This window comes from Ruegeria sp. CDSB086 (assembly GCF_059611065.1).
The window spans coordinates 1-26,460 of the sequence record NZ_JBXWOV010000019.1; the positions used below are offsets into that span (position 1 = coordinate 1).

Genomic DNA, 26,460 nt, shown 5'->3' on the forward strand with positions numbered 1-26,460 from the left:
CTTTGTCTTGAAAATCAGTCGCTGACCAAAACTCTGCCTGGCTGGCCCTCCTCATGGACACGGAACACCAAAATGGTCTTGTCAGAAGAACTTTGCTTGAGCGGGGTAGGGCAGTTGCGTAGCTTTTGCCCATGACCAGACCTGCCTCATTCAAATACTTTAAAACCAGTCCCGAGATCATCCGCCTTGCAGTGATGCTGTACATCCGTTTCCCGCTCTCGCTTCGGAATGTCGAAGATCTGCTGTACGAGAGAGGCATCGACGTGAGCCACGAAACTGTCCGATATTGGTGGAACAGGTTTGGCCCGATGTTTGCATCAGAGATCCGAAGAAAACGGGTTCAGCAACTCCGAGCCTTTTCAAAATCGAAGTGGCACGTTGACGAGGTTTTCGTGAAGGTGAGTGGCAAGCGGCATTATCTTTGGCGAGCCGTTGATTATGAAGGCGAGGTGCTGGAAGCCATTGTCACCAAACGCCGAAACAAGCAGGCTGCACTGAAATTCCTCAGGAAATTGATGAAGCGGCACGGAGAAGCGGAAAACGTCGTCACGGATCGCTTCGCCTCATACAGAGCCGCGCTCAGAGAGCTTGGCGCTACCGAAAAACAAAGGACGGGCAGGTGGCTCAACAACCGCGACGAGAACTCGCACCTGCCGTTTCGACGAAGAGAACGGGCCATGCTGCGTTTCAGGCGTATGCGAAGTTTGCAGAAATTCGCCTCCGTCCATTCCTCCGTTTACAACCACTTCAACTAGGAAAGATCGTTAGCCAGTCGAGACACCTTCAAGCTGACCCGCGCCGCCGCTCTTAGCGAGTGGCGTCAACTTTGTTCCGGATAAGTTCGCGATTTCCGCGGCAAACTGAGACTAGTTCGAATTAGTCTGACAGCACCCCGCTGAGATTATTTCGAATTTGTTCTACGGCGACCACATTCCAAGTTGTCCTACGTTAAGAGTTCCGCTGTCTTTCACCTCTGCATAAACGCCCATATCCATGTGGCCCAAGTGTTTTCGAATAAGGAACGGGATTCTCATGTCTCGTTCGGCTGTTTCTGGGTTAACTTCAGTGGCGGCGCATCTTTTTGTTCGCGAGATAATTTTTAGTTTCACGTCGCCAAACACCAAGGTAAAGCCGACAGAGTCCAATTCGGAAAACGGTGGTAGCCCCTCCAATTCAATATTCGCGCGAAACCTTGCCGGGTGCAATTCCACGTTTAGCTGCCTACTAAGCGCGTCGACAGAGGCCAGGTTGAGAACAGAAATAGCGTTCATCATTTTTGGCGACACGACCGAAACGTCCGTAAATCGATGTGGGTAAGAAGAGACAAACACTGGCGGCTCGGGGTCCCTTAGACCGAGTGTGTTGTAGAGGAAAGTCGCCGCGTCCCTTTGCCCCTTTGGCTCACGCATTTCGAAGTGGTGAGTTTTCACTCCTACTTTAATTTCCAGCAGCTGATTTTGAGCGTCGAATTTAGTTTGGAGACCGGCCAGACCTGCTTCATTCAAAAGCACAACAAAGCGGTCTTTTTCCAGCGGTTTCGGATTAAGGGTGTCGAATCCGGAGTTGTAGCGAGCAAAGCCAAAAAGGCGGTCACCAGGAATGCCTTCTCCCGCCAGCAGGTTAACGGTGCTTAGTGGTTCCGGACTCAAACCTTTGATAGGGTAGCGGTTCATCCGCACAATGTTGAGTTCGTTCATTCGTGGGATCCTGATTTGTCGAGATATTCCGGCAGTAGGGCTAGCAAGCGCTCTTCAAACTATCCCAATTTAACTCCTTGGATGAACGTCTAGAATATGGTTTCGGCACTATTTTTGGTTGGTTCGGGTTGGCAATCTAAAGCCTTCGGCGTCGTGATTTAAAGCATAGACGCGTTCAATTTCGAATTCCCTCTCCCTTTTCGCATAATGATTCTGAGGAGGCAAGGCGGTGAAATATGCAATAAAAGCAACGTACTATTGACCATTGTCAAGGTGAATTTAACAACTCTGAGGTACGAACCTCAAAAATTTCTGGACTTGAGGTGCGTACCTCAAATAGCCTTGGAGGTATGCCGCGATTCGCACATCCTCGATTGACGGCGAAAAAAGGGAGGAATGGATGACTTACACAAAACTGGCTTCGGTCAGCGCAATAGTCCTTGCCGCTACTACTCTTTCTACCAAGGCAAATGCTGAAGATCTGACACTATGTTGGGCGGCATGGGACCCGGCCAACGCGCTTGTCGAACTATCAAAGGAATTCGAAGCAGAATCCGGCCACACAATGAATTTCGAATTTGTTCCTTGGCCAAATTTTGCGGACAGGATGCTGAACGAACTGAACTCCGGCGGTAAGCTCTGCGACCTGCTGATTGGTGATAGCCAATGGATCGGCGGTGGCGCTGAGAATGGCCACTATGTCCAGCTGAACGACTTCTTCGATGCTGAAAGCATCAGCATGGACGATTTCGCACCTGCAACAGTTTACGCTTATTCGACCTGGCCCAAGGGTACACCAAATTACTACGCGCTGCCCGCGATGGGCGATGCGAATGGTTGGTTCTACCGCAAGGATTGGTTCGAAAACCCTGAAATCCAAGCCGCGTACAAAGAAGCGACTGGTCAGGACTTACGCGAGCCTCAGTCTCAGAAAGAGTTGTTGCAGATCGCGCAGTTCTTCCAAGGTCGTGAAATCGACGGCAAGACTGTGTATGGGGCTGCAATCTTTACCGAGCGCGGCTCGGAAGGCATCACCATGGGTGTCACCGGGGCCCTGTATCCGTGGGGTTTCAAATACGAAAACACTCCTGGCTCATATGATATGGAAGGCGCCGTAAACTCACCGGAAGCGGTTGAGGCTCTGGAATTCTACAAAGAATTCTACAAAACGGCGACGCCTCCGGGATACACCAACTCTTACATGGGTGAGAGCTTGGATGCATTTAAATCCGGTCAAGTCGCCATGGCTATGAACTGGTTTGCGTTCTTCCCGGGTCTTTACGCCGATCCCAATACCGGCGGTGACAAGATCGACTTCTTTGTGAACCCACCGCAAAATCAGGCAGGCTCGACACTGGGCGGACAAGGAATTTCTGTTGTCAGCTACTCGGATAACCAGGACGCCGCACTTGAGTACATAAAGTGGTTCGCGCAGCCGGAAGTTCAGGCCAAATGGTGGGAACTTGGCGGTTACTCGGCACATAACTCGGTGCTTGAAGATCCTGGTTTCGTGGACAGCCAACCGTTTGCCGGTGATTTCCTAGAAGCAATGGGTGGAGTACAGGATTTCTGGCAGGAGCCTGCCTATGCGGAACTCCTGCTGGCAATGCAGAAACGCATCCACGACTACGTTGTTGCCGACCAAGGCACAGCTCAAGAAGCGCTTGATCTTTTGATCGAAGATTGGACGGAAGTCTTCGAAGACGAAGGTAAGCTGTAACCCGGACGCAGGCAGGAGCGGGTGCGAACCCGCTCCACCTTCTCCCGTGTGTCGTAATCCAACAAGAACTGGCAATGAGATGTCTGACAGGTCCGTAAATCGCGTTGCGCAGGCAACGCCCGAGCGAGTTGCGCGAAAAATCAGGGGTTTATCCGACCGCGCGATCGCATGGATATTCATCTCCCCAACGATATTTCTACTGCTGGCAATCAACATCTTTCCGTTGATCTGGACCATCAAACTTAGCTTTACCAACTACAAGGCCAATCGGATCGGGCGCGAGGTCAAAGACGTTGGCTTCAAGAATTACGAGCGTATCCTAACCGACTCTGACACCTGGCTGAATATGCAGGCGACGGCGCATTTTCTATTCTGGACGATCTTCTTTCAGGTTCTGATCGGGTTCACTTTGGCGTGGCTGATCAACAAGAAGTTTAAGGGCAATGACCTTTGGACCACGATCATTGTGTTACCGATGATGCTGTCCCCGGCCGTTGTCGGGAACTTCTGGAAGTTTCTGTATCAGCCACAGATCGGCCTGTTCAATTACATCGTGTCCTGGTTCACCGGCAAGGAGCCGTCGAGCTTTGAGATGTTAGGCTCAGTAACTTTGGCCCCATGGGCGATCGTCATTGTTGATACATGGATGTGGACGCCGTTTGTTATGCTAATTTGCCTAGCCGGGCTGCGCAGCATTCCCGGCTATATCTACGAGGCTGCCGAGATCGACCGGGCCAGCAAGCTGCGGCAGTTCCTCACGATTACTATCCCGATGGTGCTGCCATTTCTGATGCTCGCGGTGCTGTTTCGTGGGATCGAGAACTTTAAGATGTTCGACTTAGTGGTTCAGCTAACCGGCGGAGGGCCGGGTTCTGTAACGGAACTCACTTCGATCAATCTCAAGCGGGAGGCGTTTGAGAAGTGGCGCACCGGCTATGCCTCGGCCTATGCGATCATCCTTTTCGTCACCGTGTTCGGCCTTGCGTCGATCTACGTCAAAGCCCTGAACAAGGTGAAACAGAGATGAGTAGCTTTTCCGTCACCGAACCTTCGAACCGGTCCAAGTGGATCGCAGGCTTCTTGGTCATCACTTATGCGCTGATCACGATGATCCCGTTGGTGTGGATCTTGCTGACTGGCTTCAAATCGCCAGCCGATGCGATCAGCTATCCACCCAAGGTGGTTTTTGACCCGACGCTAGAAGGCTATGTCAACCTTTTCACCACACGCACACGGCAAACGCAGGAGTTTCTGGAAGCCAATCCACCGCAGAATTGGGCCGATGAGATCGTGCGCCAATACGACATGGTGATCGTTGGACCATCCAAGTTCGGTGAGCGCTTTATGAACTCGGTCATCATCGGGTTTGGATCAACGTTCCTGAGTATTTTTCTTGGCACTTTGGCGGCCTATGCCTTCAGTAGGTTCAAGGTCCCGCTTAAAGACGACCTTCTGTTCTTCATCCTCAGTACAAGAATGATGCCCCCGGTTGCTGTCGCCATCCCAATCTTCCTGATGTTCAGAAATCTTGGGCTCAGCGATACGCACTTGGGAATGATCCTGCTGTACACAGGCGTGAACATCTCTCTGGCAGTGTGGTTGCTGAAAGGATTCATCGACGAAATCCCAAGAGAGTACGAAGAAGCCGCTCTCATAGATGGCTACACACGCTTTCAGGCATTTTACAAAGTGGTGCTGCCACAAGCCGCGACCGGCATAGCCTCGACAGCTATCTTCTGCCTCATCTTTGCATGGAATGAATATGCATTTGCCGTACTGCTTACCTCAGCAAATGCGCAGACCGCGCCGCCCTTCATCCCAACCATTATCGGTATCGGTGGTCTGGACTGGCCTGCTGTGGCGGCTGGAGCAACGATCTTCCTGATCCCGGTTATGATTTTCACCATCCTGATGCGCAAACACCTGCTGCGTGGGATCACATTCGGAGCCGTGCGCAAATGAGCGAGTTTCTTACCGGATTGATGCGGCTTCGCCGCGGCCCATGGGAAATGGTCGCAACTATCCTTATCGCACTGGGTGTCTTCATGCTGATGCAGCCCTTTGTCCTTTGGGCTTTCACCTACTCTTTCATCGTAACGCTGATCGGAACCGTTATGTTCATCATCGTCAGCCACTTCCCGGAGTAGAAATGGCCCAGATCATAGTCAAAAACGTAAAAAAGATGTTCGGCGATTTCACGGCTGTACGCGAAAGCTCGTTCACGATTGAGGATGGTGAGTTCTTCATGCTGCTGGGGCCATCCGGTTGCGGAAAGACGACGACACTGCGGATGATCGCAGGTTTGGAACTTCCAACGTCGGGTGAAATCTACCTGGACGGTGAAGAAATCAGTCAACGGCCACCTTCAGAGCGAGACATTGCCTTCGTATTCCAGATGTTCGCGCTGTACCCGCATATGAACGTGCGTAAGAATATCAGCTATCCGTTGATTTCGCAGGGGATGCCACGTGCCGCGGTCAAAGCCAAGATAGAAGAAGTCGCCGGAATTCTGGGGATAACAGACATTCTTGACAGCCCCGTCGGAGGGCTTTCCGGAGGAGATAGACAACGGGTTGCGCTCGGGCGCGCGATTGTGCGCGAACCCAAAGCCTTCATGATGGACGAACCTCTTGGTGCACTTGATGCAGAGTTTCGTGAACACATGGCCGAAGAACTGCGCGCGCTTCATGACCGTATGGGTGCGACCACTGTTTACGTTACACATGACCAGTTGGAAGCCATGCAAATGGGCGACAAAATCGTAGTGATGAACAATGCTGTGATCGAGCAATTCGGCACGCCTCAGGAGATTTACGACAAACCCGCTACGATGTTTGTAGCTAACTTTATCGGGTCTCCTTCGATGAACTTCCTGCCATTTCAGGGAAAGGTCGAACCTGGCACTGAAATGGTTCGCCTGAACGGGCATGACGAACCTGTTCCCAAACTGATGGAAGGGGCTGAAGGTGACTTGGTTTTTGGTGTCCGCCCCGAGCATGTTTTTCTATCAGATGCAAGCGCCTACCGGGCCAAGGTCCTGGCCGCAGAATATTTGGGAACTACCCAGATCGTGACATTGCAAAGCCCGAACGGTGAGCTGAAAGCCCGGGTTGATGCACGCGAAGTCGTTAGCCCTGGCGAGACCGTGGGATTGGAGTTCCGCTCACCCGCAGTAACCCTTTTTGAAAAATCTACCGGACGCGCGTTGAGGTCCGCTCTGAACGACGAGGTGCTGAGCAATGGCTGAAGTCGTTTTGGAGAGTATCTCGAAGTCATTCGGCAATCTTAAAGCGGTGGATGATATCTCAATGACGATCCCCAACGGTGCCTTTGTGGTGTTGTTGGGCCCGACCGGCGCGGGAAAAACAACAACACTGAGATTGATATCCGGACTTGAGAAACTGGATTCAGGAACAGTGCGCATTGGCGGGCGTGACGTTGGAATAGATACACCCGCCCAGCGCGATGTGGCGATGGTCTTCCAGCAATACTCGCTGTACCCGCATATGACAGTGCGTGAAAACCTGTCTTTCCCTCTGCGTTCGCCGATCCTGAAGACGCCAGAGGATGAAATCGCGAGGAAGGTCAACGAAGTCTCGGAGATCCTCCAGATCCCACACAAACTGGACAACAAAGCCACAGAGCTGTCTGGCGGTGAAATGCAGCGGGTGTCAATTGGGCGGGCCCTGGTGCGCGATCCACAGATATTTCTCATGGACGAACCGCTCAGTTCGTTGGATGCCAAGCTGCGGGCGGATTTGCGTGTGGAGCTAAAAAGAATTCAAGCGGATCTGGGGTCCACGCTTTTGTATGTGACCCATGATCAGGTCGAGGCCATGACGATGGCTACGCATATCGGCGTGCTGGAAGAGGGCAGGTTGGTGCAATACGGCACGCCTCGAGATATTTATGAAAACCCCCGCAGCGTGTATGTCGCGAGCCGGTTGGGTTTGCCGCGCATCAACATTCTGCCATCCAACTTGTTTGGTGGGGATCACAAAGGCCCTCAGATTGGCCTGCGCCCTGAGAACATCCTGGAAGGCGAGGGTAGTGATGCTCGTGTGATCCGTGCCGAGCACCTTGGTGACCAAACGCGATTGCACTTGGATTTGAATGGCCACACGGTCGTGACCTTGATTGATGTCCACCAGGACTACCCTGCCGGGCAAACGATAAAGATTCGTCCTCATAACCCGTTGTATTTCGACGCCTCCGGCGCGCGCGTGGCTTAAGGAGCAAAAGCATGGCCCAGTTCCTCAACACAAAAGAAACCCTTGTAACAGAGGCGATAGACGGCCTTTTGGCCTCTTCTGGCGGCGCATTGACTCGGTTGGACGGTTATCCGCATATCAAGGTGGTTTACCGCTCGGACTGGGACAAATCGAAGGTTGCGTTGGTCTCTGGTGGAGGATCCGGTCACGAGCCCGCTCATGCGGGTTTTGTCGGGGCTGGAATGCTGACCGCCGCTGTTTGCGGAGAGGTGTTTGCGTCCCCATCGGTCGAAGCGGTTCTTGCTGGTATTCTCGCCGTGACCGGTGAGGCGGGGTGTTTGCTGATCGTCAAGAATTACACGGGCGATCGGTTGAACTTCGGGCTCGCTGCAGAACGTGCCCGCGCCTTGGGGCGCAAAGTTGAGATGGTGGTGGTGGATGACGACATCGCCTTGCCGGACCTACCGCAACCGCGCGGTGTGGCAGGGACCTTGTTCGTACACAAAATTGCCGGCGCGCTTTCGGAAGATGGCGCTGATCTGGACACCGTGACCAAGGCTGCAAAAAGCGTCATCGATAAAGTGGTCAGCATCGGGATGAGCCTGGACACCTGCACTGTACCGGGGTCTCCGAAAGAGAACAGGATTGCGCCGGGCAAAGCTGAATTGGGCTTGGGTATCCATGGCGAACCGGGTGTCGAACAGGTGGAATTTGCCAATGCGGTCACAGCAATGTCCACCGTCGTGGAAAAGTTAAAACAACGGGTCGGCGCGGGGGAGTGTGTTGCGTTGGTCAACAACCTCGGGTCGACAACCCCTTTGGAAATGTCCGTGCTGACGCACGCTTTGTCCGAGACTGGTTTGACGAGTCACGTTATTGGTCCTGCGCCAATGATGACATCGCTGGACATGCATGGGTTCTCTGTTTCGGTGTTGCCCGTCAGCGAAGGCGAATTGTCGGCGCTTGAAGCTCACGTCGGTCTGGTGGCATGGCCCGGCGTCAATTCTATTGGTCCAGTTCAAGTTGCACCTTTGCCTGATGGCTTGACCCCGATTGATCCTATTCCTTCAAACAACCCAGCCACAAAGGAAACGATCACGCGATTGTCCGAATTGCTGATAAATGCCGAGAAAGACCTGAACGAATTGGATGCCAAATCCGGTGACGGAGACACCGGTAGCACATTGGCAACTGCGGCGAGGGCATTGCAGGGTAGCCTAGACCGAATGCCCCTTGCGGATCTGACACAACTCTTCCCCGCTTTGGGCAACGAACTCAGCCAGACAATGGGCGGTTCTTCGGGCGTGATCCTTGCCATCTTTTTTAATGCTTCCGGAGACGCCTGCGCCAGTGGCGCGTCGATCCCGAAATCCCTTGTGGAAGGTTTGAACCGCGTTAGCCAAGTTGGCGGGGCCAAAGTTGGAGACAGAACGATGATCGATGCGTTGGCTCCCGCGCTGGACGCTTTGCCTTTGGGTTTGGCTCAAGCTGCACAGGCGGCGCGCGAAGGTGCAGACAGTACGGCAAATATTCACCGTGCCAAGGCCGGTCGGGCCGCCTATGTTCCCGAGGAAAACCTAATGGGAAATAACGATCCTGGCGCTGAAGCCGTCGCCTTGCTGTTCGAGGGGTTGGCGCAGGAGATTAAAGGCTGAACGACTTGTGGAAGACCAAAAACACAAACTAAAATTGGTGAATAAGCCAACTGTGAATGACATCGCGCGCGTTGCGGGTGTTAGCTTAGCAACCGTTGATCGAGTCCTGAACAGGCGACCAGGCGTTCGGGCCGTGACCGTAGAAAAGGTTCAACAGGCAATCAATGAGCTTGGCTATGTCCGCGACACCGCTGCAGCTAACCTTGCGCGACAGCGTATCTATAACTTCTTGTTCGTGCTGCCCGATACCGACAACGAGTTTGTCGAAGCGCTCAGCAAGCAGATCGTTGAACAGTCACGCGACCAGTTAATTGAGCGGACGCGTATGAAAATTCAACGGGTGGCTCCGTTTGATCCTCAGGAAATTGTCGAGATTCTGGATGCGCTGGACAGTCGCGATATTGATGGCGTCGCCGTTTTCGGACCCGAAACGCCTTCGGTCCGGGATGCCGTGAAAAGAGCCCGGGACAAAGGCGTTCCGGTGGTGGCTTTGGTGTCTGACCTGCCTAGCTCGGACAGGGACCATTTCATTGGAATTGACAATGTTTCGGCAGGTCGTACGGCAGCTCAACTGATGGGGCGCTTTGTGCATCGCAAGGGAAAAGTGCTGGTGCTGACAGGTTCGCGCCTGGCGCGAGATCATTTGGAACGGCGTCAGGGATTTGATCTGGTTATCGCCGAGGATTTTCCGCATCTCGAAGTAGTGGCGTCGGTCGAAGGTCGCGATGACCCTGAGCTAATCTACAAGATGATGCCCGAGATTTTTGAGACCTACCCGGATCTCGTCGGGATCTACTCTTCCGCTGCTGGCAACGCCGGACTGATCCAGTTTCTGTCCGACGGCAATATCAGCAAAGATCTGGTGATTATTGCTCACGAGCTTACGCCGCTGAGCCGCGAAGCGCTGACTCGCGGGACTTTTGATGCGTTGATCTCACAGGATTCAGGCCACTTGGTCCGATCTGCGGTTCGTCTACTGCGCGCAACATCTGACAAGGTTCCGTTCAACAAAGCGCAAGAGCGCATTCGTATCGATATCTATCTGAAGGAAAATTTGCCGCCATAGAGGCATCGGTTTTTGGGGAGGAGACATTATGAAAACGATAAAAGGCCCGGCGTTGTTTCTGGCACAGTTTGCCGGAGATGAAGCGCCCTTCAATTCGTGGGACGCCATCACCAAATGGGCGGCGGATTGCGGCTATAAAGGCGTTCAGGTGCCCAGTTGGGATAGCCGGTTGTTTGATCTTGAAACCGCCGCCTCAAGCACGGACTACTGTGACGAGTTCAAGGGTAAGGCTAAAGAAAACGGCGTAGACGTCACCGAGTTGTCCACGCATCTTCAGGGCCAACTTGTAGCCGTGCACCCCGCCTACGACACAGCTTTCGACGGCTTCGCCGCCGAAAGCGTTAGAGGGAACCCGAAAGCCCGGCAGGAATGGGCTGTGGATCAGGTCAAGAAGGCGCTGTCAGCCTCCAAGAATTTGGGGATATCAGCGCACGCGACATTCTCTGGCGCACTGGCCTGGCCCTATGTCTACCCTTGGCCGCAACGTCCTGCAGGTCTGATCGAAACGGCGTTTGATGAACTGGCCAGCCGTTGGATGCCAATTCTGGATCACGCGGAAGACTGCGGCGTCGATGTGTGCTATGAAATCCATCCGGGCGAAGACCTGCATGACGGTGTGACCTTTGAGATGTTCCTCGAACGGACAAGCAACCATGCTCGGGCATGTATGTTGTACGACCCGTCACATTATGTACTGCAATGTCTCGATTATCTGGACAATATCGACATCTACAAAGACCGGATCCGGATGTTTCATGTCAAAGACGCCGAGTTCAACCCGACCGGTCGGCAGGGCGTCTATTCCGGTTATCAAGGCTGGGTTGATCGGGCAGGAAGGTTCCGGTCGCTTGGCGATGGTCAGGTCGACTTCGGGGCTGTGTTCTCCAAAATGGCGGCGAACGACTTTGACGGCTGGGCTGTGGTAGAATGGGAGTGTTGTCTGAAACACCCTGAGGACGGGGCGCGTGAAGGCGCGCAGTTCGTGTCCGATCACGTTATCCGCGTGACCGAGAAAGCCTTTGACGACTTTGCGGATGGTGGCACAGACGAGGCGGCCAATCGGAAAATGCTGGGGATAGACTGATGGTAACTGGACGCAATGAAGAAACATCTGGCCGCATTCGCCTTGGCATGGTTGGCGGCGGCAATGATGCGTTCATAGGCGGTGTGCATCGAATTGCCGCTCGCTTGGACGACAAGTTCGAGTTGGTCGCAGGTGCTTTGTCTTCAACGCCGGAGAAATCCAGGGAAAGCGGTGCGGTGTTGGGACTCGACCGGGTCTACGACGATTTCAAGCAGATGGCGATCAGAGAGGCGCGTTTGAAATCGGGGATAGAGGCAGTCTCGATCGTCACGCCCAATCACGTTCACTACGCCGCCGCGCGCGAGTTCCTGAAGCGCGGCATTCATGTGATTTGCGATAAACCCCTCACCTCGACCCTTGTGGATGCCAAGAAGCTGGTCAACGCGGCAGAAAGTTCCGGTGCGCTGTTCATTCTGACCCACAATTATACCGGCTACCCCATGGTCCGTCAGGCGCGTGAGATGGTCGCCAATGGGGAGATCGGCAAAATCCGCGTGGTTCAGGTTGAATATCCGCAGGATTGGTTGACCGAGCAGCAGGACTTCAAACAGGCCGAATGGCGAACCGATCCTGAGCGTTCCGGCACAGGGGGGTCGACCGGTGACATCGGAACCCATGCTTATAACATCGCCTGCTTTGTGACAGGTCTGAAACCGGAGAGCCTTGCAGCTGACTTGCAGGCCTTCGTGCCAGGACGCAAAGTCGATGACAATGCGCATGTCCTGTTGCGGTTCGAAGGCGGCGCGCGCGGGATGCTGTGGTCGTCCCAAGTTGCCCCTGGAAACGAAAACGCCCTGCGATTGCGCGTATATGGTGAAAAGGGTGGGCTTGAATGGGCGCAGGAAGACCCGAACTATCTTTGGTTTACGCCTTATGGCGAACCAAAACGTCTGATCACCCGAAATGGGGCCGGAGCCGGGGATGCCGCCAATCGGCTGAGCAGGGTGCCTCCGGGTCATCCGGAAGGGTATCTGGAGGGGTTTGCAAACATCTATAGTGAAGCTGCGGATGCCATTATAGCGTTTCGAAGTGGGAATTCGCCTGATCCGTCGGTGATCTATCCCACCGTTCAGGATGGGTTGAATGGTGTCAGGTTCGTCGCAGCTTGTGTGCAAAGCTCTGCAAGAAATGCAGCTTGGGTAAAGTTGGAGTAGCGCGATACTCGCCTTGACAGGGCGTCATCCATAATTAATTTTACCAATTAAAATAAAACATCAAAGGGTGACGCCGAATGTATCTTGGATTGGATTTGGGAACGTCGGGTCTCAGAGGAATTCTGATTGATGACGCCGGTCTCGTCGTCAGCGACGCAGAAGCTGGCATTTCCACATCGACGCCAAAACCCGGTTGGTCCGAGCAGAATCCGTCAGATTGGATTAACGCGTGCACAAAGGTTATTGCGAAGCTCCGGTCAGACAACGCATCGGCATTCGCAAAACTGCGCGGAATTGGTCTGAGCGGGCACATGCATGGTGCCACCTTGTTGGATGCCGAAGGTGAAACTCTAAGGCCCTGCATTCTATGGAATGACACACGATCTGCAAACGAGGCAAAAACACTCGATCAGTCTCCACAGATGCGGACCATTTCCGGGAACATTGTTTTCCCGGGTTTCACAGCGCCGAAACTGGAATGGGTGCGGTCGCACGAGCCCGAGGTTTTCTCAAAAACAGCCAAAGTTTTATTGCCGAAAGACTATCTTCGGTTTTGGCTGACAGGTGAATACATCTCGGACATGTCAGACAGTGCCGGAACATCCTGGTTGGATGTTGACAAACGGCAGTGGTCTGAAACGGCGCTGGGTTTGGGTCACATGCAGGCCGCACAGATGCCGCGTCTTGTCGAAGGGAATGAGCCGGCTGGTGAACTGAAAACCGAGCTGCGGCATGCATGGGGCCTTTCTGGTCCTGTTGTCGTGGCGGGTGGCGCAGGCGACAACGCAGCGGCGGCTTGCGGTATCGGGAGCGTAAAGGACGGTGCGGGTTTCGTGTCGTTGGGAACGTCCGGAGTTCTTCTTGTTGCTCGGGATGCATATGGCCCGGCGCCTGAAACTGCAGTGCACTGCTTTTGCCATGCTGTTCCCGAAATGTGGATACAAATGGGGGTCATACTCTCGGCAACAAACAGTATGAATTGGCTTTCAAGCAATCTCGGCCAACCTGTGGAAAAACTGGCGTCGATGGTACCTGATAGCATTGCCAGACCTTCTTCGATTACGTTCCTGCCGTATCTTTCAGGCGAGCGAACGCCGCATAACGACAGTCGCATTCGAGCAGCATTCTTGGGTGTCGACGTCGCATCGGGCCCCGCCGATCTGACCCAATCTGTGATGGAGGGCGTTGCCTTTGCAATGCGTGACTGTCTCGAAGCCTTGAAAAGCACAGGGACCTCGCCGACCAACTTGATGGCTGTTGGAGGAGGTGCAAGATCCAGGTTTTGGTTGGAAACACTTGCTACGGTATTGCAAGTGCCTTTGGATGTTCCAAAAGGCAGCGAATTCGGCGCGGCCATGGGCGCTGCACGACTTGCGATCTGTGCCGCTAACAATGCAAAGCCCGGCGACATTATGAAGCCGCCTAAAATTCAGGAAAGCATCGACCCACGCAAGGATCTGGTCGAACCCTATGAAAGGGAATTCGGACAATATCGGCAGTACTATAAGGCGCTGGCGCCCTTGGCGGGTGGATGATGGCTGAAGTTGGAAAACCTTCTCGGTTCGAAACGGTTATGCTGACTGATGGGGACATGCGAGCCTTGGTGCTGAACAATGGGGCATTCACTCAAGGTTGGTGGTACAAGGACGTGCGGCTTTTTTGGGGGTTCAATGACCTAATTAAATACTTCACCGATAAAACCTTTATGGGCGCAACCGTTGGCCGTGTTGCGAACCGGATCGGCGGCGCGCGGTTCGAGTTGCAAGGCGCTGGTTTTGAACTTAACGCCAATGAAAGTGAAAACACTCTACATGGGGGAGCAGAGGGGCTTTCCAAACAATTCTGGAACCTTGAGCAGACCGCACCAAACGAAGTGGTATTGCGTTACCTTTCACGCGACGGGGAAAGCAGCTTTCTAGGGAACGTCCGGTTCGGGGTCAGTGTCACGCTACGGAACCCATGGTTGACCTACACACTACAAGATCATTCTGACCGGCCTAAACCGATCAATCTTACACAACACAACTACTATACTTTGGGCAGCGCAAAGGGTGTTGACGCACACGAGCTGGAACTCGCCTCAGAGCGGTACTCAGAAATTGACGAACAAGGAGTTCCGTCCGGCGGGCTATGTTCGACCAAGGACAGCGAATTGGATTTCTCTACACCTAGATCGATCGGGCATGTTCCGATGCCGATCGACCACTATTTCTGCTTTGATCAAGCCCGTGACCCGACAGATCCGGTCACGAAATTCACCGCGTCGTCCGCTCTTTTTCTGGCCGCTTATGCTGACCAACCCGGAGCACAGGTTTATTCGGGTGCCCATATGGCGAAGCCACTACGCGGTTCATCTGGTTCGTGCATCGAGCCATCGGGATGCCCGAACGCGCCCAACATACCTTCGTTTCCCTCGGTCATTTGCACGCCCGAAAAACCGTACCGGCATGAACTCTCGCTCGAGATCACGGAAGGTGGCAATGGGAGTTAGGCTATTCATTCCCATCATCAGCTTTTTGATTGCTGGCACCAGCGCCAATGCTCAGGAACTTGGACCACCTCCGACTTTCCTTGAGCCTGATTTCCACCGCGTTGAATTGGGACAGTTGCTTTTCTACGATCCGGTTTTGTCCGGCAACAAGAACATCAGTTGTGCGACCTGTCATCACCCTAGGCTTGGCACGTCGGACGGCCTTTCGCTCGGCATCGGGGAAGGCGGGATCGGCTTGGGTACTGAACGCACGCTGGATACTCAGAATACGCCGGAGCAACGTATCCCTCGAAACTCACCGGCGCTTTGGAATCTTGGTGCGACGGAGTTCGCGACGTTTTTCCATGATGGGCGTCTTGAAGCCGATCCAACGCAACCAAACGGGATCAGAACTCCTTTGGGGACACATATGCGGTCCGGTTTTCAATCGGCATTGGCGGCACAGGCGATGTTCCCGGTGCTTTCACCAGACGAAATGGCCGGTCATTACTCCGAAAATGACGTCAGCGAAGCGGTTCGATTGGGGCTATTGACACAACAAGGTGGAGCGTGGGACCTGATTGCGGCTCGTGTTGCCGCCATCCCAGAATACAAGCAGCGCTTTGATGCCATTACGCCGGGTAGTGAGATCTCATTCACGGCCATTGCAAACGTGATCGCAGATTTCATCGCATTCGAATGGCGCGCCGACAACAGCCCCTTTGATCGCGCGATGCGAGGCGAAGACGCACTATCTAAAAACGCCGAATTCGGCATGCACCTGTTTTTCGGCAAGGCGGGGTGCAGCAGTTGCCACGCGGGCTGGTTCCAGACGGATCACAAGTTTCATTCGATCAGTTTGCCGCAAATCGGGCCTGGAAAGGCCGCGCGGTTTGAGAGTCATGTTCGCGATGATGGGCGACTTCGTGTTACAGGTCGTGCCGAAGATGCGTTCACATTTCGCACGCCATCTCTACGCAATGTAACGCTGACCGCGCCGTATGGGCACAACGGAGCATTTGCGCGACTCGAAGATATCGTGCGCCACCATCTGGACCCGGTTACGTCCTTGCGAAACTACACGGTGGAGATGGCTTTGTTGCCAGATTTCCCGGGCTCTGAAGACGAAACTCCCTTGCTGGAGCAGCAACATCTGGATGCCATTGCCAACAGCAACAGCTTGTCGAAAATTACTCTTACGGATCACGAGGTCGACGCTCTTTTAAGTTTTCTGGCAAGCCTTGAGGATCCGGCGCAGAGGCTGGGTGTGCCTGCCCAAGTTCCAAGCGGTCTGCCGGTAGATCAATAGTCACCGACGCATTTGAACAATCTGGTTCGGTGCCACGTCCTGCCATGTGCTGGCCTCTCCATCCGGCCAGACTACCCGAAGCTGTACTTGGGTTTCGTCCCCCAAACCGAAATGTTGATATCCAGTCACACCACCAGCATGTCCGCCGCCAATGGTTATTTCTCGGGTTTGCAAACCTTGCGCGGTTTGAACCTCGACAAATCCACCGACCGCTGCCTGGTTGGATTTGTCCTGAGCAACATCAACCAACAGCCAATTGCCGCCTGTTGAGATATTTTGACTGACCTCAAGTATTGATCCGCGGTTTACGACCACCAGATCGAGCCACCCATCGTTGTTCAGATCTGCAAGCGCTGCACCGCGAGACTTCGCCATCGAAGCAACACCAGCCTCTGCCGAGGCTTCGATAAACTGACCTTCCGAGCGCTGAACCAACAGGTTATTTGGATCGTTCAGTGCAGCATCCGGCATTTGCTCGACATTGCCTTTGGTCACGAAGATGTCGTCTCGGCCGTCATTGTTGACGTCTCCAAACTGTGCGTGCCAGCCGGTCGACGGCCTTCCGTCGTTACCGACATGCGGTCTGTGTGCGGTTGTGCCTTTTTCGTAAGTTGCATCGCGCCACGTCGGGCCGTTGGTATCCGGGTCAAACACCTGAAGTTTCTGGTCGCCCATCGAGGTCAGATAGACCTCGGGAAAGCCATCTCCGGTCAGATCGCGAGAGGCAATACCCATTCCCCAGATCGAATAGGGCAGCCACCCGTCTTCGGACGAGTATAATCGCGGCTCAGGCTCCATCGCCCATAGCTGCTCTTGCCCATTGCGTACATAGTAGTGGCGGTCATTGCTGACACGAAGGTCTGCGCGTCCGGTTCGTGCCCAGTCGGAAAACAGAATGGAAAGCGAGCAGAAGCTGGGTTCCAGTTGCTGGAGGGGGGCGTAGCTGCCCTCGTTCGGGCGATAGAGTAGGGTTGGCTCGCAGGATTCAAACGGGCCTTCCGGGTCGAAGCGATCGACGTAAGTTCCAAATGCCAATGTTGGCAAGGATTGGTCGTCTTCCCATGTGGCCGAAAACCCAGTGGTCCAGTGATCCACGGATTGGAACTCGATGTTATCGAAGGGACGGAACTGACAATCCACCTGCCCTTGAAGCAGGACATCTTCGCCCACACGCAATATGGCCAGATCCATCAAACCATCGCCGTCAACGTCCAATGGGTAGGCGCCGGTTACTCCGGTTAAGGCCAGCTGATCCGGTGTCTCAATAAGAAAAGAAACCTCGCCCTCAGAGGTGTTTTTGAACAGCTGAGATCGATTGGACCCGCCCGCGACGAACAATTCGGGTAATGTGTCTCCGTTACAATCAAAAACCGCTACTCCGCCGCCAACAAAGTGCTCCCAACCGCCATCGTAAATATGAACGGGCACGTCGATGCTTTTGAATTGAAGCTGTGAATCGGCATCGGCAGCTGTGGCAAGAACGAGTAATGCCGCAAATTCAGGACGCATTCGCCGCAAGCCCCTTTACCTTCAGGATCGAGACCTGTTCGATCCCATACGCGGCAGCACCTTTGGCCCACATCAGATCACCCCAGTGATGCACTTTGATTTCAGGCAAGGGTGCGTCGACATTCACAACACCATTTTGAATGCGCGTCATAACCTCGGCCGAGCAGAGGTGTTCAAAGCTCATTTGCGCACCTGACACAATGATGCATTGGGGATCGAACAGATTGATCAGATTGGACACTCCAAGACCAAACATCTGCCCCGCACGCGCAAGCACCGAGGTGGCTCTGTCATCACCGGAAATGGCGCGAGTGTGGATGTCCGAGACCGTTTGCATGTCGTCGGCGTGACCCGTGACAGTCATTTCTCGGATCAAGGCGTAGTCCCCAATATAGGCTTCCAAGCACCCCCGTTGACCGCATTGGCACAGAGCGCCGTCGAGTTGCACTTTGGTATGCCCAAACTCAGCCCCACAGCCTCTTTTCCCGCGGTAGAGCCTACCGTCCAAAACGATACCGAGGCCAACACCATGTTCGATCGTGACAACAAGAAAGTTCTTTAGCCCTTTGCCTAGCCCAAAAAGCTGTTCGGCTTTTGCGACGAGGTTGGCGTCGTTTTCCACGAAGGCAGGGCAGGGGAGCTCTTTCGCAATTAAAGGGTTGAAATCAATGTTTCTTTCGGTCACCGAAGACGACCAGTGGACAAAGTTTCTAGCTGCATCAATCTGCCCAGCCAATCCGATTGAAATGCCAGCCAAGTGTTCGATTGAAAGACCGACCTGTTGGCATGTGTCTTCAAGGGCCAAGCGGATAGTCGATATAAGGTTTGCCGGCGACATTCGGGCGTCTTCAAGCTGGGCCTTGTGCGACGTCACCTCGTTCCCTTCAAAATCCACGAGAATGACCGAGATCATTTGGCGTGCAACCTTCAGGCCCGCGACAAGGAACGACTGGCCGTCCAATTGCAGCAAAACTCTGGGTCGCCCCCTTTTTCCCGACTTTGACTGTGCTTCGCCTTCAATCTCTTTGATCAGCCCTGCCGAGATCAAATCAGCCGTTGCTGAGGTGATCGTGGCAGGACTGGTTTCCAAGGCGGACGCGATATCAATCCGTGAAACGGATCCCTTACTTCTGATCTGTTCCAACACCCGCAAGCGGGTTGCGTTTCTTTGGTCCAAAGAAACCACAGACGCTTTGCTTTTCAGCATCTTGTCCTCGCGAATCTTACTCTGGACCCAACTTAAGTGAATTTAATGATGTCTTGTAGGCTAAATATTTTACCGACTGAAATAAATATGGTATTCAAATTTGTGAGAGCCGCGAATCGAAATGCGATGGCTCGGCAAATGGGAGGAAATCATGAAGAAAATTCTCAGCTTTACGGCTGTGGCCACTTTGTTGGCTTCGACCGCATTCGCAGAGCCAGTGGTTGGCGTAAGCTGGTCGAACTTTCAGGAAGAGCGTTGGAAAACGGACGAGGCGGCAATTAAGTCGGCGCTTGAAGCAGGCGGCGCCGAGTACATTTCGGCAGACGCGCAATCGTCTTCCGCAAAGCAGTTATCGGACATTGAAAGCCTGATCGCTCAAGGTGTGGACGCGCTTATCATTCTCGCGCAGGACGCGCAGGCCATTGGACCGGCTGTTCAGGCAGCGGCGGACGAAGGTATTCCAGTCATTGCTTATGATCGCCTGATTGAGGACGACCGAGCGTTCTATTTGACCTTCGACAATGTGGAAGTCGGCAGAATGCAGGCCCGAGCTGTCTTTGAGGCCATGCCCAAAGGCAACTACGTGATGATCAAAGGCTCTCCTACTGATCCGAACGCAGATTTCCTGCGCGGTGGTCAGCAAGAGATCATTGGAGCAGCCGTCGACAGCGGCGACATTGTAATTGTTGGTGAAGCCTATACGGATGGCTGGTTGCCCGCGAACGCGCAGCGAAATATGGAGCAGATTCTGACCGCGAATGAGAACAACGTGGATGCAGTCGTTGCGTCGAATGACGGTACTGCAGGCGGCGTAGTTGCGGCCCTGACTGCGCAGGGCATGGAAGGCATTCCAGTATCTGGTCAGGACGGCGATCACGCGGCGCTGAACCGTGTTGCGCTGGGAACTCAGACAGTTTCGGTATGGAAGGATGCCCGTGAACTCGGAAAGGCCGCTGGCGAAATCGCTGTCGCACTGAGCGGTGGAACAAGCCCGGCTGACGTCGAAGGCGCAACAAGCTGGACATCACCAGGTGGCACCGCGATGAATTCGGTCTTCCTTGCGCCGGTTCCGATCACCAAGGACAACCTGTCCGTCGTTGTGGACGCCGGATGGATCCCATTGGAAGATCTGTGCCAAGGCGTTGAAAACGGACCTGCTCCTTGTAACTAATCTTCAAAGTCCCTGGCTCTGTCTGGGCCGGGGACCATTGCTGAATATGAAAGATCGGAAATGACCGAAACTTCGTCTCAGCCGGTACCTGAAAAAGCGAAACCCAGCCTGTTCCATCAATTGGAACTGGATATGCGGCTTTTGGGAATGATCGGCGCATTTGTCATCCTGTGCATCGGGTTCAACATCTTCACAGATGGGCGGTTCCTGACGCCTCGAAACCTGTTCAACCTGTCTATCCAGACGGTTTCGGTTGCCATTATGGCGTGCGGGATGGTGTTCATAATCGTCACGCGGTACATCGATTTGTCGGTCGGAGCACTACTTGCAACAACGTCAGCAGTGATGGCAATGACGCAAACCGAGCTTTTGCCGCAGGTGCTTGGGATGGGTTTGAACAATCCGGCCACATGGGCGATCACCATTGTCGTCGGGCTATTTGTCGGCACGCTTATTGGTGCGTTTCATGGCTGGATGGTTGGTTATCTGACGATACCAGCGTTCATCGTCACGCTTGGTGGATTTCTGGTTTGGAGAAACGTGGCGTGGTATTTGACGAGCGGCCAGACGATTGGTCCTCTGGATAGTACATTCCTGATGTTTGGCGGGACCAACGGAACACTGGGCACGTCGACAAGCTGGCTGTTTGGGTTGTTCGCTACCGCGATCGCGATCTGGGCGTTGTGGAGTGGTCGCCGCGCAAAAGCGTCACATGGGTTCCCTGTGAAACCTGTTTGGGCCGAGGCCACTCTGGCTGGGATAATCGCATTTGCTATCCTTGGGTACGTTTACATCGTAAACAGCTACGCTATTCCTACGCGCCGTCTGCAACGTATGTTCGAAGCGCGCGGCGAGACAATGCCAGAGGGGCTGGTTGTAGGATACGGCATACCGATTTCTGTCCTCATTCTGATTATCGTGGCTGTCTCGCTGACAATCGTGGCGCGTAAAACCCGGTTTGGACGCTACATCTTTGCCACCGGCGGAAACCCTGATGCGGCAGAGCTTTCTGGCATCAATACTCGGCTGCTGACCGTGAAGATTTTTGCGCTTATGGGCTTTCTGTGCGCCGTTTCTGCTGTGGTCGCCTCGGCGCGCCTTGCAAACCACTCAAACGACATTGGAACGCTGGACGAACTGCGCGTCATCGCCGCTGCAGTGATCGGAGGAACCGCATTGTCGGGCGGCATCGGTACCATCTATGGCGCGATCCTTGGTGCATTGATCATGCAGGCGCTGCAATCGGGCATGGCAATGGTTGGCGTTGACGCGCCGTTTCAGAACATCGTGGTCGGCAGCGTCCTCGTGTTGGCTGTCTATATCGACATCGTCTATCGCAAACGACTGGGGGCAAAATGATGCAAGCACAGGATGTGCAGAAAAAACCTTCCGGCACAGGGGGCGGTTCAGGCGCGCCGCCATTGGTCGAGATGCGCGACATCTCGATTTCCTTTGGTGGGGTCAAGGCCGTCGACCATGTGTCGGTCGATCTCTATCCGGGTGAAGTCGTTGGTCTACTTGGCCATAACGGGGCCGGAAAGTCCACGTTGATCAAGGTATTGTCCGGTGCCTATCAGATGGACCACGGCGAGATACTGATCGATGGCAAATCGGTCGAGATTGGCAATCCCCGTGACGCCCGGGCGAACAACATCGAAACGATATATCAGACGCTCGCCTTGGCCGACAATCTGGACGCGACATCGAACCTGTTCCTTGGGCGCGAGATGACGACGCCTTTTGGTTTGGTCAACGACGCAGCCATGGAGGCAGAATGCCGAAAGATAATGGCTCAGCTCAACCCGAACTTTCAGAAGTTCAATGATCCGGTTTCTGCCTTGTCAGGGGGGCAAAGACAATCAGTGGCGATCGCTCGGGCTGTCTACTTCAACGCACGTATTTTGATCATGGATGAGCCGACAGCAGCGCTTGGGCCGCATGAAACTCAGATGGTGGCGGATTTGATCCACCAGCTAAAGGCGCAAGGCATTGGGATATTCCTGATCGATCACGACGTGCATGCCGTCATGGAACTGTGCGACCGCGCCTCGGTCATGAAGAACGGAAAACTGGTTGGCACGGTCGATATCGCAGACGTCACTGATGACGATCTTTTGTCGATGATTATTCTCGGCAAACAGCCAACGCAAAAAGCAGAATAGGGTCAGGTATGGCAAGCGGATTTTTCAATGGGATCGAACGGATCCAATATGAGGGCGTGGATAGTCAAAACCCAATGGCCTTCCGGCATTACAACCCCGATGAAGTGATTTTGGGTAAACGCATGGAAGACCATCTGAGGTTTGCAGTGGCCTGGTGGCATTCCTTTGCATGGGAAGGGGGGGATCCCTTTGGAGGACCCACCCTGGAGCGCCCATGGCATCCGCAGGACGACATGGGACGGGCCCGCATGAAGGCCGATATCGCTTTCGAGATGTTTGAACTTTTGGGCCAACCCTATTTTTGCTGGCACGACGCTGACATCCGTCCCGAGCAGGGCAACTTTGCTAAAAACCTCAATGCCTTGGAAGAGATCACCGATTACATTGGTGAAAAGATGCAGGTTTCAGGCACCAAGCTTCTTTGGGGAACGGCCAATATGTTCAGCCATCGTCGCTGGATGTCTGGCGCCAGTACTAATCCAGACCCTGACGTTTTTGCATACGCCGCAGCGACAGTAAAATCCTGTATCGACGCGACCCACAAGCTTGGCGGCGAAAACTATGTTCTTTGGGGCGGACGTGAAGGCTATGAGACCCTGCTGAACACGGATCTGAAAACCGAACTGGACCACATGGGCAGATTTTTAAACATGGTCGTAGAGTACAAACACAAAATCGGGTTCAAAGGTACCATTCTTGTAGAACCGAAACCTCAGGAGCCTTCCAAGCACCAATACGACTATGACGCAGCTACTTGCATCGGATTTCTCAGGAAGTACGGGTTGGAGAACGAAGTGAAACTGAATCTCGAGCAGGGCCATGCGATCCTTGCCGGGCATAGCTTTGAGCATGAAATTGCAGTCGCGGCTGCCGAAGGGATGCTGGGTTCGATTGATATGAACCGCAACGACTACCAGTCTGGATGGGATACAGACCAGTTCCCGAACAATACACCGGAAGTTGCCTTAGCTTACTATTACATCTTGAAGGCGGGTGGTTTTACCACCGGCGGCACTAATTTCGACGCCAAAATTCGCCGACAATCGATTGACGCCGTCGATCTTGTGGCAGCTCATATCGGTGGAATGGACATATGTGCACGCGGTTTGAAAGCTGCCGCGGCAATGATTGAAGATGGTGGCATGGATGCCGCTCTTTTGGATAGGTATTCTGGTTGGAACACTCCAAAGGCGGCCTCAATGTTGGAAAGCAGTCTGGAGCAAGTATACGACCGGGTCATAGATGAGGATATTAACCCGGCACCAAAGTCCGGTCGCCAGGAAATTCTGGAAAACTACGTGAACAGGTTTGTGTGAAAATAGTTGTTGTCAGAAGAACTTGGGTTGAGGCGGGCAGGGTGCCTTCGTAGCCTTCGCGCATGATCAAACAATCGCCATTCAAATACTTCAAGACCAGTCCAGAGGTCATTCCTCTGGCAGTCATGCTGTACGTTCGGTTCCCATTGTCGCTTCGAAACGTGGAAGACCTGCTGCACGAAAGGGGAATTGAGGCGAGCCACGAGACTGTTCGATTTTGATGGAACAGGGTCGGCCCGATGTTTGCTGCTGAGATCCGAAGAAAGCGGGTGCAACAACTTCGAGCCTTTTCAAAATGGAAGTGGCATGTGGACGAGGTTTTTGTGAAGGTGAACGGCAAACACCACTATCTCTGGCGTGCAATCGATCACGAGGGTGAGGTGCTGGAAGCAGTTGTCACCAAACGCCGAAACGAGCAAGCGGCATTGAAATTCCTCAAAAAATTGATGAAGCGCCATGGCTGTGTAGAGAGATCGTGACGGATCGTTTCGCTTCCTACAAAGCTGCGCTCAGAGAAATGGGCGGGCCCGAAAAACAACAGACGGGAAGGTGGCTCAACAACCGCGTCGAGAATTCGCACCTGCCGTTTCGACGAGCCCAAAGCAGACCCAGGGGCGTTCTGCGGCGAATGACCGTTTCAAGTCCAAACTACTTGATGCTGCGCGTGGCAGCAATGTCAGCTTTCAGGTCGCTCTCGTATTTTCTACATTGCGGGGCGAGGCGATCGCGGTGAGCTACTTTTAGCTCAATCGACCATAAAAGGTCATTCGGGCGGCTTCAGAAAGTTCGACACCGGGTTCGGCATTATAAGCAAGCACTGCGAGAATGCGCGTTAGATCACCTTCATTAGGTGCAACCCGGTGAATCGAGTTGCGGCCCCGGAAGAAGACCAGTGTACCGGCATCGGCCTCGACAATTTCCACTGGTGCCTTTCCGTCCAAAATTTCATTAACTTTCTCAAATCCCATTTCGCCTAAATCTGCATCGCGAACGGCGTTAACGTATTCGAACTTCCCACCCTTTTCAGGCGCTTGCACCATCAAGGTGATGGCAAAGGACGAGTTGTCAAAATGCCAGCCAAGCTCCTCTCCCTTTTCAGCAAAATGCAGGTTGATGGAAGATAGCGGATCTGCGTATTGGTGCATCGCGTCTTCGCCAAGGACATCGCACAAGAAGCTCCGGAAAACCGGGGCGTCATAGAGTTGGCGCAACGGTGAACCCTGCGGCATCAAATCATCGGTAATGCATCCTTTGGATGAGGTAACGAGGCGATTGCGTGCATGGTCGTCAGCAAACCTTTCGTCTTTTGGGGTCAGGTAGACGTTGTGTTGCTTTGTTGACTTAAAGACCTTGTCTTTGCTGGCGATGCCCTCGTCACGGATTGTATCAATCGCTCCCTTTTGAACAAATCCCGGCATCACGAAGACACCCGTTTCGTTAAACTCTTTCTTACAAGCTGCGCGGAAATCCGGATTGCCTATCGGAAAGGCTTTTAAGTCGATAATGTCTTTCAGCTCCATTGGTCTCTCCTGCCGTCAAGTTGCGTGTTGACGTGATACAGAGGCACAAAGAACAAATAAAATTGTTTTTTGTTGCCTTTAAAGTGGAAAAAGTTATCCAAGCGTCATGGCCGAAATAACACTCAAACAATGCCGTTACTTCCAAGCAGTGGCGCAGACTGGTGGGATCGCTTCGGCAGCGCAGCTCGTTAGCATCTCGCAGCCCGCCGTTGCCCAGGCTATCGCCAAACTGGAAACTCAAACGGGACTTGTGTTGTTTCGACGCTTGCACGCGCGCGGAATGGAGCTGACGGCACAAGGTGTCGAGTTCCTTCGATATGCTGAACAAATGCTGGTTTACGCCGACAAAATGGACGTCGCAGTGGCAGATATTGCTGCTCACAGAATGGGAACATTACGCATAGGCTGCTTTCAGTCGATTGCGCCGTTCTACCTGTCGCACATCCTCAGCGTCTTCCCGAGACACATGCCTGGTGTAGTTTTGGATGTCGACGAACTTCTGCAAGAAGACCTGATCATAGCCCTGGGCCGAAACGAAATCGACCTAGCGATCCTTTATGATCTGGGCATTGATGAAACCTTGTTCCGCATACGTCCTCTTGCAACGGCAGACCTCTATCTGATCGTTCCACCAAACCACAGGCTTTCAAAAAGGGCGTCCGTGTCAATTCGAGAGATCGACGGAGAGGAGTTCGTGCTTTTTGATGCGCCTCAAAGCCGGGACTATTTTCTTAGCATTTTTGCCGAGTTCGATATTGCACCGAAGATCACGTTTCGATCGTCGTCGATTGAATCGGTTCGCTGCAACGTGGCAAACGGGCTGGGTGTTTCGCTTCTCTCGATGAAACCTGCCGACAACAAAACCTACGACGGCGGTCGGGTTGTCCCGATCAAACTCTCAGATTCAATACCGCCGATGCGAATTGTCATCGCGTCACATATGGACGCCCCAGAGAATCTGCTGGCTGACAGGTTTACCGGCATTTGTCGGAGCCTGTTCCAGGACCGGAAAATTCCATAGGACGTTGCGAGGCTGGAAGCTAAATAACGTGGAGAGCGGTCATTTATCGGACGCAGGGAAAAGCCTGCTTTGTCCGCAATGCGGTCTCTCGGGAAAATTTAGCAAACGACCGCATTGAGCCCAAAGCGCTCATCGTTTTTCAAGGTGAGCTGCGATCAATTGCGTGGCCAAAATGCAATAGATTTGGC

At 53.6% G+C, this 26,460-nt stretch carries 22 protein-coding genes and 2 pseudogenes; 20 read left to right on the forward strand and 4 right to left on the reverse strand.

The window, feature by feature from the left end; translation table 11 throughout:
* The first annotated feature begins 131 nt into the window (after nt 1-131).
* Nucleotides 132-839 (forward strand): annotated as a pseudogene (locus AC2FIO_RS22430) (IS6 family transposase).
* Nucleotides 840-917: 78 nt separating this feature from the next.
* On the opposite strand, the gene AC2FIO_RS22435 reads toward AC2FIO_RS22430, so the two are convergent.
* On the reverse strand, nt 918-1,697 hold the full coding sequence (locus tag AC2FIO_RS22435) for an MOSC domain-containing protein (RefSeq protein ID WP_282168720.1): 780 nt from the start codon (nt 1,695-1,697) through the stop codon (nt 918-920).
* Between the two features lie 400 nt (nt 1,698-2,097).
* Between AC2FIO_RS22435 and AC2FIO_RS22440 the strand changes: the two genes are divergently transcribed.
* The 13 genes from AC2FIO_RS22440 (at nt 2,098) to AC2FIO_RS22500 (ending at nt 16,366) form a co-directional block, all read left to right on the forward strand.
* Nucleotides 2,098-3,417, forward strand: a complete 1,320-nt coding sequence (locus tag AC2FIO_RS22440; protein WP_282168719.1) for an ABC transporter substrate-binding protein — start codon at nt 2,098-2,100, stop codon at nt 3,415-3,417.
* 79 nt (nt 3,418-3,496) lie between these two features.
* Nucleotides 3,497-4,444, forward strand: coding sequence for a carbohydrate ABC transporter permease (locus AC2FIO_RS22445; RefSeq protein ID WP_496700078.1), 948 nt, complete (start codon nt 3,497-3,499; stop codon nt 4,442-4,444).
* Nucleotides 4,441-5,379 (forward strand): carbohydrate ABC transporter permease, encoded by a 939-nt coding sequence (locus tag AC2FIO_RS22450; protein ID WP_010442361.1) that lies wholly within the window; start codon nt 4,441-4,443, stop codon nt 5,377-5,379. Before AC2FIO_RS22445 ends, AC2FIO_RS22450 begins: the two co-directional genes overlap by 4 nt.
* A complete protein-coding gene (locus tag AC2FIO_RS22455) occupies nt 5,376-5,564 on the forward strand; it encodes a hypothetical protein (RefSeq protein WP_058274732.1) in 189 nt (62 codons plus the stop codon). Before AC2FIO_RS22450 ends, AC2FIO_RS22455 begins: the two co-directional genes overlap by 4 nt.
* A 2-nt stretch (nt 5,565-5,566) precedes the next feature.
* Complete coding sequence (locus AC2FIO_RS22460; protein WP_496700079.1) at nt 5,567-6,664, forward strand: ABC transporter ATP-binding protein; 1,098 nt, start codon at nt 5,567-5,569, stop codon at nt 6,662-6,664.
* The gene (locus AC2FIO_RS22465) at nt 6,657-7,649 is read left to right on the forward strand and encodes an ABC transporter ATP-binding protein (RefSeq protein ID WP_496700081.1); all 993 of its coding nucleotides are present in this window, start codon (nt 6,657-6,659) and stop codon (nt 7,647-7,649) included. The genes AC2FIO_RS22460 and AC2FIO_RS22465 overlap by 8 nt, the downstream gene beginning before the upstream one ends.
* Before the next feature lie 11 nt (nt 7,650-7,660).
* Entirely contained in the window at nt 7,661-9,283 is a 1,623-nt protein-coding gene (locus AC2FIO_RS22470; protein ID WP_496700083.1) for a dihydroxyacetone kinase subunit DhaK, read from the forward strand.
* Between the two features lie 52 nt (nt 9,284-9,335).
* Nucleotides 9,336-10,349, forward strand: a complete 1,014-nt coding sequence (locus AC2FIO_RS22475; RefSeq protein ID WP_496700124.1) for a LacI family DNA-binding transcriptional regulator — start codon at nt 9,336-9,338, stop codon at nt 10,347-10,349.
* A 28-nt stretch (nt 10,350-10,377) separates the two neighbouring features.
* A complete protein-coding gene (locus tag AC2FIO_RS22480; RefSeq protein ID WP_496700085.1) occupies nt 10,378-11,433 on the forward strand; it encodes a sugar phosphate isomerase/epimerase family protein in 1,056 nt (351 codons plus the stop codon).
* Nucleotides 11,433-12,587, forward strand: coding sequence for a Gfo/Idh/MocA family protein (locus tag AC2FIO_RS22485; RefSeq protein ID WP_496700086.1), 1,155 nt, complete (start codon nt 11,433-11,435; stop codon nt 12,585-12,587). Before AC2FIO_RS22480 ends, AC2FIO_RS22485 begins: the two co-directional genes overlap by 1 nt.
* A gap of 77 nt (nt 12,588-12,664) precedes the next feature.
* Nucleotides 12,665-14,122 (forward strand): xylulokinase, encoded by a 1,458-nt coding sequence (gene xylB, locus AC2FIO_RS22490; protein ID WP_496700088.1) that lies wholly within the window; start codon nt 12,665-12,667, stop codon nt 14,120-14,122.
* Nucleotides 14,122-15,078, forward strand: coding sequence for an aldose epimerase family protein (locus AC2FIO_RS22495; protein ID WP_496700090.1), 957 nt, complete (start codon nt 14,122-14,124; stop codon nt 15,076-15,078). The genes xylB and AC2FIO_RS22495 overlap by 1 nt, the downstream gene beginning before the upstream one ends.
* On the forward strand, nt 15,068-16,366 hold the full coding sequence (locus AC2FIO_RS22500) for a cytochrome-c peroxidase (RefSeq protein ID WP_496700092.1): 1,299 nt from the start codon (nt 15,068-15,070) through the stop codon (nt 16,364-16,366). Before AC2FIO_RS22495 ends, AC2FIO_RS22500 begins: the two co-directional genes overlap by 11 nt.
* On the opposite strand, the gene AC2FIO_RS22505 is transcribed toward AC2FIO_RS22500, so the two are convergent.
* Together AC2FIO_RS22505 and AC2FIO_RS22510 are read right to left on the reverse strand one after the other, a co-directional pair.
* Entirely contained in the window at nt 16,367-17,875 is a 1,509-nt protein-coding gene (locus tag AC2FIO_RS22505; protein WP_496700094.1) for a CRTAC1 family protein, read from the reverse strand.
* A complete protein-coding gene (locus AC2FIO_RS22510; RefSeq protein ID WP_496700096.1) occupies nt 17,865-19,082 on the reverse strand; it encodes an ROK family protein in 1,218 nt (405 codons plus the stop codon). The genes AC2FIO_RS22505 and AC2FIO_RS22510 overlap by 11 nt, the downstream gene beginning before the upstream one ends.
* Before the next feature lie 151 nt (nt 19,083-19,233).
* Between AC2FIO_RS22510 and xylF the strand changes: the two genes are divergently transcribed.
* The 5 genes and pseudogenes from xylF (at nt 19,234) to AC2FIO_RS22535 (ending at nt 24,464) form a co-directional block, all read left to right on the forward strand.
* Nucleotides 19,234-20,253 carry a D-xylose ABC transporter substrate-binding protein gene (gene xylF / locus AC2FIO_RS22515; RefSeq protein ID WP_496700102.1) on the forward strand — a complete coding sequence of 340 codons (1,020 nt, stop codon included), beginning with the start codon at nt 19,234-19,236 and terminating at the stop codon, nt 20,251-20,253.
* A 60-nt stretch (nt 20,254-20,313) separates the two neighbouring features.
* A complete protein-coding gene (locus AC2FIO_RS22520; RefSeq protein ID WP_496700104.1) occupies nt 20,314-21,612 on the forward strand; it encodes a sugar ABC transporter permease in 1,299 nt (432 codons plus the stop codon).
* Nucleotides 21,612-22,415, forward strand: a complete 804-nt coding sequence (locus tag AC2FIO_RS22525; protein WP_496700106.1) for an ATP-binding cassette domain-containing protein — start codon at nt 21,612-21,614, stop codon at nt 22,413-22,415. Before AC2FIO_RS22520 ends, AC2FIO_RS22525 begins: the two co-directional genes overlap by 1 nt.
* An 8-nt stretch (nt 22,416-22,423) precedes the next feature.
* Complete coding sequence (xylA, locus tag AC2FIO_RS22530; RefSeq protein WP_496700108.1) at nt 22,424-23,731, forward strand: xylose isomerase; 1,308 nt, start codon at nt 22,424-22,426, stop codon at nt 23,729-23,731.
* 62 nt (nt 23,732-23,793) lie between these two features.
* Nucleotides 23,794-24,464: pseudogene (locus AC2FIO_RS22535) on the forward strand (IS6 family transposase).
* A 7-nt stretch (nt 24,465-24,471) separates the two neighbouring features.
* On the opposite strand, the gene AC2FIO_RS22540 reads toward AC2FIO_RS22535, so the two are convergent.
* Nucleotides 24,472-25,251: a HalD/BesD family halogenase gene (locus AC2FIO_RS22540; RefSeq protein ID WP_496700110.1), complete on the reverse strand. Its 780-nt coding sequence runs from the start codon at nt 25,249-25,251 to the stop codon at nt 24,472-24,474.
* 106 nt (nt 25,252-25,357) lie between these two features.
* Between AC2FIO_RS22540 and AC2FIO_RS22545 the strand changes: the two genes are divergently transcribed.
* Nucleotides 25,358-26,272, forward strand: a complete 915-nt coding sequence (locus AC2FIO_RS22545; protein ID WP_496700112.1) for a LysR family transcriptional regulator — start codon at nt 25,358-25,360, stop codon at nt 26,270-26,272.
* The last annotated feature ends 188 nt before the right edge of the window (nt 26,273-26,460 follow it).